Genomic DNA, 6,413 nt, shown 5'->3' with positions numbered 1-6,413 from the left:
TCTTTCTCTCGTCCTGTCATTGCCCTACCAACTCAGAATACACCTAAATCTTCTGTGAACCACTAGGGCCCGGTGACGCCGACGATCGAGACGGTGGTGAACCAGAGTAGCGCGAAGACCGAGATCCCGAGGGCGGCGCTCCGCGGGTCCCACGGGCGCTTGCTGGAGGCGATCGGGTCGCGCCACGCCGCACGGACGCCGGCGAAGTACGTTCGCGTACCGGCGGCGAGCCGCTGGAGGCCGACGATCGGCGTCCCGACAATCGTCGCGGGACGGGCCGAGGCGGCGGTCCCGCGCTCGCTCCCGCCGATGTACTGCCGACCGAGGACGGTCGCGTAGACGAGTGTGGCGACGACGGCGACCCCAATCGCGAGGAGACCGGCTGGAACCGGGGAGATCTGGAACAGTGATACTCCCTCGCCGAACGTCAACGAGGAGAAGTACGTCGACTGGAGCGTCGGGAACGCGATCACGAAGGCGACGTAGCCGACGCCCATGAACAGGAGCGTGAGCCAGTACTGGACGTACCCCTCGCCGGCGCGGTAGAGCGTCCCGGAGGCGCAGGCACCGGCGTAGGTCATTCCAACGCCGAAGACGAACCCACCGATGATGCCGGTGAGCCCCCAGCCGGGCGTCCAGAAGCCCTGGAAGTAGCCGAACTGATAGGCGGTCCCCCAAAACACCATCGTCACGAGGATGGCGGCGATGACACCCTTCGTGACGCGCGTGTCCTTGTACGCGAAGAGGTCGCGGAAGGCGTTGACGAAGCAGAATCGGCCCTTCTGGAGGCAGGCACCGATTCCGAGGCCAACGACGGCCGCGATGAGTAGTTGTGATACCACGGTTGTACCCACGGTATCCGCTTTTGCGGCATAACGGGCCGGATTACGGTACGGACACGCCGTCACCGATGACGCATCGTCGATGGATCCGGCAGAGAGTTCCGAAGTCTGTCGGCCCAGCTCTATCCAACCAGCAATCTACTTCGCAAAAGCGACCTCGGGTTTTCAACTGAAGCGGTAGCGCGGAGTCCCCTTCCTCAAGAAGCGACCATAGGGAGCGAGTGGGGGGGAGGAACGCATTCGTATTGGTAGTTGACCTCGTGGTTGGTTCATTCTGCACCCGTCGGCTCCGCGCCCGTCACCCGGTGCCCGTAGCGGTACATGAGGAGGAAGGCGGCGCTGGCGACGACGATGAACGCGGCGGCGGTCCAGAAGGCGATGGCCATCCCGTAGACGTCCTTGAGTCCGCCGACGAGGACGGGGCCGACGACCTGCCCGACCTTCCACGCGATGGACCGGAGGCTCATCGCGGACGCGACGGAGTCGAGGCGTTCGCCCTCCTCGACGAACAGCGACATGCTCGCGGGAAGCCGAATGCTGTCGGCGACACCGATGATGCCGTAGGCGACGAACATCGTGAGAAACGCGCCGTCGAGGCCGATCGTGTGGCCGAACGCGCCGACGTCGAACGCGGGGAGGAGGGCCTGTGCGGGGCCGGCGAACGGAATGAGCGCGGTCCCGACGGCGTACGTGAGCGCCCCGCAGAGGACGAAGTACTGTTCGTTTCCGAGCCGGTCGGTGAGGTCGCCCATCCACCCCTGGAGGAGGGCTTTGATGAGTTTCCCGCCGGCGAGCAGGAGGCCGATCCCGACCGCGGAGACCCCGAACGCGGTGCGTGCGTAGATCGGGAGGAAGAGGATGACCGCCATCTTCCCGACGCTGAAGGCGAACCGAAAGATGACGAGGGAGTTGACCATCGGGCGCGCGAGGAGGTCGCGAAGCGTCTCGATGCCGCCGGCCTCCTCGGGGTCCATCGTCCCGCCGGGGTCGTCGCGGAGATATACGTAGACGAGGCCGAACGCGACGAGTGTGACGCCGGAGAGGAGGACGAACGTGACTGACGTGTCGAAGGTGTAGAGGAGCGCGCCGCCGACGAGGTCGCCGGCAAAACTGGAGAACGCGGCGACCTGATTGTAGGAGCCGAGCCAGCGCCCGCGCTCCCCGTCGGGGCTGATCTCGCCGACGACGCTGGAACCCGTGATCCAAAGGACGCTGGAGCCAAGTCCTTGGAGCATCCGCACGAGGATGACGTCGATGGCGTTCGAGACGAAGATGAACCCGACGAACGTCGCGACGTTGAGAAGGAGGCCGACGAGGAGGAACCGCTTCGCGTTCCGGGTGTCGACGAGTCGGCCGAGCGGGAGGACGATGACGAGCTGGACGGCAGCGAACGCGGTGCCGAAGAGCCCCTCGACGAACCCGGTGGTGCCGAAGGCGTCCGCGAACAGCGCGATCGCGATGAGGATGGTCGAGTACGCCTGCGCGCGGGCGAACGCGGTGCCGGAGAGGGCGATGAACTCCCGGTCGGCGAAGACGCCGAGGCGGCCGTCGGTCGTGGACACGTCGTGCGTGGAGCTATCGCGCTGACGGTCATAAGCGACCCGACACGCGGACGGCACGGGGGTCGATTCCGGGGACCACGGAGCGGGAGTCGCCGAGGTCGCTCGCGCCCGCGTCCGCCGTCTATCGGGCGCTGACGCTCAGAGTTCGATGCGCTCGACGAGCTGGTCGTCGTCGCTGCCGACGTTCACGGCGACGATGCGGATATCGGATTCGAGCATCGACTCGTGGAGCTTCTCCTTCAGGAGGTTGTCGACCTGGTAGACGCCCGCGGCGTTCCCCATGCGGATCTCGACGAGGACGGGCACCTCGTCGCCCGAGCGGAGCGTCACGGACTCGATGGCCTGACTGGAGATCGTGTTGATCCCGCGACCACCGCGCTCGTAGGGGATGCGCGAGCGCCCGCGCTCCATATCGAGGCCGTCGGCGACGCGGATGACGCCCGCCTCGCGCGTCAGCGGTTGCTCCTCGGTGTGGTGACAGAGGATCGCGTGGAGCACCTCGGCCTTCACGCGGACGGCACCCGCGACGTCGTAGAACTCCGGGAGGAGCCGATCGAGGATGTCGGCGGCAAGCGGGATCGACCAGTAGGCGTGCTCGTCGCGATGGACGACGTGGCCGATGTCGTGAAGCGTCGCCGCGAGCGCGACGATGACCGGCTCGTCCGCCTCATCAAGCCCCTGATCGGCCGCGCCGTTGAACTCGACGCCGCCGCGTTTCAGGAGGTCGTAGAGGCGCAGCGCGCGATTGCGCACGATCTCGACGTGCTTCGTCCCGTGATCGTTGTACCCCTTTCGGGTGACCGGATTGACGTTCTGCGCGTCGAGCAGCGTCTCAACCTCCGGGTCGTTCTCGAGGAACGCGAGAACGTCGTTGAGCGTCCCGTCCGGGAACGCGTGGTCGGCGCTCGGGTCGTACTCTCGGAGTCCGCGAGACTCGTCTACGGACTCGGCCATATCGCTGTCACTCATACGCGGATATGGGGTCGGACACGCTAAAAAGACGGTGGGGTCGGGATCGTTGTTCGCGCGTTGACGAGTCGGGTTACGCGGCGTCGGCGGCAGCCTCTTCGACCTCGTCGTAGTCCGGCTCGACGCCGGGATCGTCGGTCACCCACTTGTAGGTGACTTCGCCGTCCGCGTCGAGGACGAAGACGGAGCGCTTCGCGGCCGCGTAGCCGAGGCCGGCGAAGTCGTTGTCGACGACGTCGAAGGCCTCGATGGCCTCGCCATCGGCGTCGCTCACGAGGTCGAAGGTGAGGTCGTTCTGAGCGCGGAACTCGTTGTTCGCGAAGGGTGTGTCGACGCTGACGCCGTAGACGGTCGCGCCGACGTCCTCGAACGCGTCGAGGTTGTCGCGGAACGTGCACATCTCGTCCGTGCAGACGCCCGTGAACGCGCCGGGGTAGAAAGCCAGGACGATCGGCTCGTCACCGACCGCCTCGGAGAGCGTGAACGAGTCTACGTCGCCGTCGGCGAGCGGTGCCGTGAAGTCGGGTGCGTCGTCTCCAACATCAACCATACGCGGCGTTTCGAGCGCATCCGGTATCATGGTTGCGCTCTCGGTACAACGAGCAAAAGGCCTATAACGAGCAGTTTGCTACGGTGTGGTAGAGATGGACATCAGTACCCCACTGTTCCTGGGCGGCTTCCCCGGCGGGATGGAGCTGGCGCTCGTCCTGCTCATCGCGGTACTGCTCTTCGGCGCGAACAAGATCCCCAAATTGGCGCGCTCGACCGGGCAGGCGATGGGTGAGTTCCAGCGCGGCCGCGAGGAGCTTGAGAACGAACTCGAAGACGTCCGCGAGAGTGGATCCGAGACGACCACGGAGAGCGACACGACCGTCGAGAGCGCCTCCGACGTCGAGACGAAGACCACCGAGTCGGAGTCCGAGAGCACCACGTCGAAGAACAAGTAAACGCCGCCGCGACGAAGAGCAACCGTTTTTCATCCTCAATCGCGTAGCCACCGCCACGGGGCGTGTGGCCAAGCGGATACGGCGAGCGGTTCCTAACCGCTAGATCGCGGGTTCAAATCCCGTCACGCCCGCTGCATTGATGGACGGTGAGCATCCGACGAAATCGCCGGACAGCGGCATAATGGCCGTCCGGACACCACCATTTCCGGTGGTAATTCCATTATCGCCGATGACGCGGGTGCACACGGTCATATGATTCATCCAAAATAACCCAGTCAATAATAATAAAATCACCGTACACTCATTCACTTGAAATTACCACTCTAAGATCTCAATGATAGAGATAAGCATTGAATACCACCTCCATCCGACAAAATTAAAGATTCATCGGACTGATACGTTATTCTCACTATAAATCACCAATGACATAGTCTTTCAGCAAGTCGAACGTTCACGAAGTGAGCCCTTTTATCTGTGTTTTAACGGAAGTAATTCTCGAAGCGTCACAGGTGCGAAGAGACCTGACGAGTAAAATGACGGCCTGTATTACGCTAAAGGATGAGAGGGATTAGACTCCGTACTCGTCAAAGTAGGCTTCAATAACCCTGCCCTGCATCTTCTGCCAGCGGGAGGCAGATGCTCAAGCCGGCTGGTTGTCGGCCACGAATAGTTCGGGATAGTCCTGTTCGCTGATCTCGACGACATTCGTCATCTGCATCGCCGTGAGATCCTTCATCTCAACTTTGTCTTCATCCGGTGTCTCGCCATTAACAGGGGGGTAGTTCGGACTATAGTTATAGGGTGTCATAGAACTCTTCTCACACCGTAACCACGGTACTTCCGGGTTGTCTTCGCCGGGGAGAACACGTCCAACTTTTCGAGAAACTCGAAGGGAAGATGCCCGAACACCGCTAGCGTCTCCGTCTCCTCGACATTGAAGAATGACTCTACCGAAGGATCATCCTACAGGGTCGCTGAGATCATTCCACCTCAGCATTCACCCTGCTCTTTGGTGTGCTAACCGTTCTATGACACCCTCGACGGTTTAGTAAACCCCTAGTTCGTGTTACTCTACATCAGAGATGCGTTCGAATTCGATGGATTGGGTGGTGAGGGTGATGTTGTTGTCATAATCGTTGTAGATTCGCTTGTCGATTTTCTCTTCGGCGGCGCGGTATTCGAGTTCGTGCCACCAGATGTGTTTCTGTATTTCTTCAGAGTGGAGGTCGCCGTTGCCAGTGAGGGTTTTGAAGATGACTCGGGCGAATTCAATATCGTCCACAGCGGGCATTTCGGGCTGTGGGTTGTCTGGCGTGGGGAATTCCGTAGGGAAGACAATAACATCGGGAATAACCTTGCCGTCGTCCGTCCTTGCTCCAGCAGGTTCATCTCGCACGACCATTAGATTCAGGTCTTCAGCTTGGTTGAGACTCCACCGAACAGCTCGGTTGATTACCTCATTCAGGCGTGAAGCGGGGGATTTGGTGTTTCGAGAATTGCGCTCGCTCCAGAGGGTGAGATAGTCGGAGTTGGAGGGAACTAGGAGGTGGCCGATGGATTGCCCCTCGCCACCCTTGACATCCATCGCAAAGGTGTTACCTGTCGCTTGGATTGTGCCCTTGAAGTCGATTCGCTCGCTTCCTCGTTGGTCGGTGAAAGTGAGGTTTCCGTTGTCTTGTGCGGGTTCGAGGAAGACTTCTCGAACGACGTCTTCGTTGTCTTTGCCTCGCTTGGCTTTGATTGAGCCGTCGAGGGAGTGGATGGCGGTGTCGAGGTTGCGAGAGTAGTCCTGTGGAGAGATGTCGGTTTCCTCAAAGACTTCGGGGTGTTCCTGTGCTAGGTTCTGAATGATAGGCTCTATTGAATCCGCAGACAGCGTCGGGATGAGTCGTTAGAACGTTGGAAGTGAAGCGGGAGAGTACAGGTGTGCAAAAGGTACTCTTCCGCTTCGTTAAACAAGCTGTCTCGATAGCACGAAAACTTACTGATGCGGCGCTGATGCAGATCAGCCATCCAGCCGGCAACGGTAGTGACTAACGCAACTTCTGAATGAATCCGTCGAGGTGATTTTCGATCCACGAGCCTGCGAAACT

General features: G+C 61.1%; 5 protein-coding genes, 1 tRNA gene and 3 pseudogenes. 3 read left to right on the top strand and 6 right to left on the bottom strand.

What is annotated here, in order from left to right:
* Positions 1–65 precede the first annotated feature (65 nt).
* The 4 genes and pseudogenes from ABDZ36_RS00445 to ABDZ36_RS00430 all read right to left on the bottom strand — a co-directional run.
* A pseudogene (locus tag ABDZ36_RS00445) lies at positions 66–842 on the bottom strand (YeeE/YedE thiosulfate transporter family protein); the annotation flags it as partial.
* A gap of 269 nt (positions 843–1,111) precedes the next feature.
* Positions 1,112–2,404, bottom strand: a complete 1,293-nt coding sequence (locus ABDZ36_RS00440; protein WP_211313710.1) for an MFS transporter — start codon at positions 2,402–2,404, stop codon at positions 1,112–1,114.
* A 138-nt stretch (positions 2,405–2,542) separates the two neighbouring features.
* A complete protein-coding gene (locus ABDZ36_RS00435; protein WP_343749145.1) occupies positions 2,543–3,373 on the bottom strand; it encodes an HD domain-containing protein in 831 nt (276 codons plus the stop codon).
* Positions 3,374–3,446: 73 nt separating this feature from the next.
* Positions 3,447–3,923 carry a redoxin domain-containing protein gene (locus ABDZ36_RS00430; RefSeq protein WP_211313709.1) on the bottom strand — a complete coding sequence of 159 codons (477 nt, stop codon included), beginning with the start codon at positions 3,921–3,923 and terminating at the stop codon, positions 3,447–3,449.
* 94 nt (positions 3,924–4,017) lie between these two features.
* Between ABDZ36_RS00430 and ABDZ36_RS00425 the strand changes: the two genes are divergently transcribed.
* Both ABDZ36_RS00425 and ABDZ36_RS00420 read left to right on the top strand, forming a co-directional pair.
* Complete coding sequence (locus ABDZ36_RS00425) at positions 4,018–4,320, top strand: Sec-independent protein translocase subunit TatA/TatB (RefSeq protein ID WP_211313708.1); 303 nt, start codon at positions 4,018–4,020, stop codon at positions 4,318–4,320.
* Between the two features lie 58 nt (positions 4,321–4,378).
* Positions 4,379–4,451, top strand: a tRNA-Arg gene (locus tag ABDZ36_RS00420).
* 709 nt (positions 4,452–5,160) lie between these two features.
* Here the strand turns inward: ABDZ36_RS00420 and ABDZ36_RS00415 are convergent.
* Together ABDZ36_RS00415 and ABDZ36_RS00410 are read right to left on the bottom strand one after the other, a co-directional pair.
* Positions 5,161–5,304 (bottom strand): annotated as a pseudogene (locus ABDZ36_RS00415) (IS5/IS1182 family transposase); the annotation flags it as partial.
* A gap of 82 nt (positions 5,305–5,386) precedes the next feature.
* On the bottom strand, positions 5,387–5,905 hold the full coding sequence (locus ABDZ36_RS00410) for a hypothetical protein (RefSeq protein WP_211313707.1): 519 nt from the start codon (positions 5,903–5,905) through the stop codon (positions 5,387–5,389).
* Between the two features lie 341 nt (positions 5,906–6,246).
* Here ABDZ36_RS00410 and ABDZ36_RS00405 point away from each other — a divergent pair.
* Positions 6,247–6,348 (top strand): annotated as a pseudogene (locus tag ABDZ36_RS00405) (IS5/IS1182 family transposase); the annotation flags it as partial.
* Between the last annotated feature and the right edge of the window lie 65 nt (positions 6,349–6,413).

Origin of the sequence: Halarchaeum salinum (assembly GCF_039520965.1) — an archaeon.
GTDB classification, from domain to species: Archaea; Halobacteriota; Halobacteria; order Halobacteriales; family Halobacteriaceae; genus Halarchaeum; species Halarchaeum salinum.
The sequence above is the reverse complement of the archived record's forward strand: the minus strand, read 5'-3'. Positions and strand labels throughout refer to the sequence as shown.

Bases quoted from the DNA above. Each gene is read 5' to 3' on its own strand.
- ABDZ36_RS00410 (WP_211313707.1), bottom strand. From the start codon at position 5,905: ATGGATGTCAAGGGTGGCGAGGGGCAATCCATCGGCCACCTCCTAGTT.
- ABDZ36_RS00430 (WP_211313709.1), bottom strand. From the start codon at position 3,923: ATGGTTGATGTTGGAGACGACGCACCCGACTTCACGGCACCGCTCGCC.
- ABDZ36_RS00435 (WP_343749145.1), bottom strand. From the start codon at position 3,373: ATGAGTGACAGCGATATGGCCGAGTCCGTAGACGAGTCTCGCGGACTC.
- ABDZ36_RS00425 (WP_211313708.1), top strand. From the start codon at position 4,018: ATGGACATCAGTACCCCACTGTTCCTGGGCGGCTTCCCCGGCGGGATG.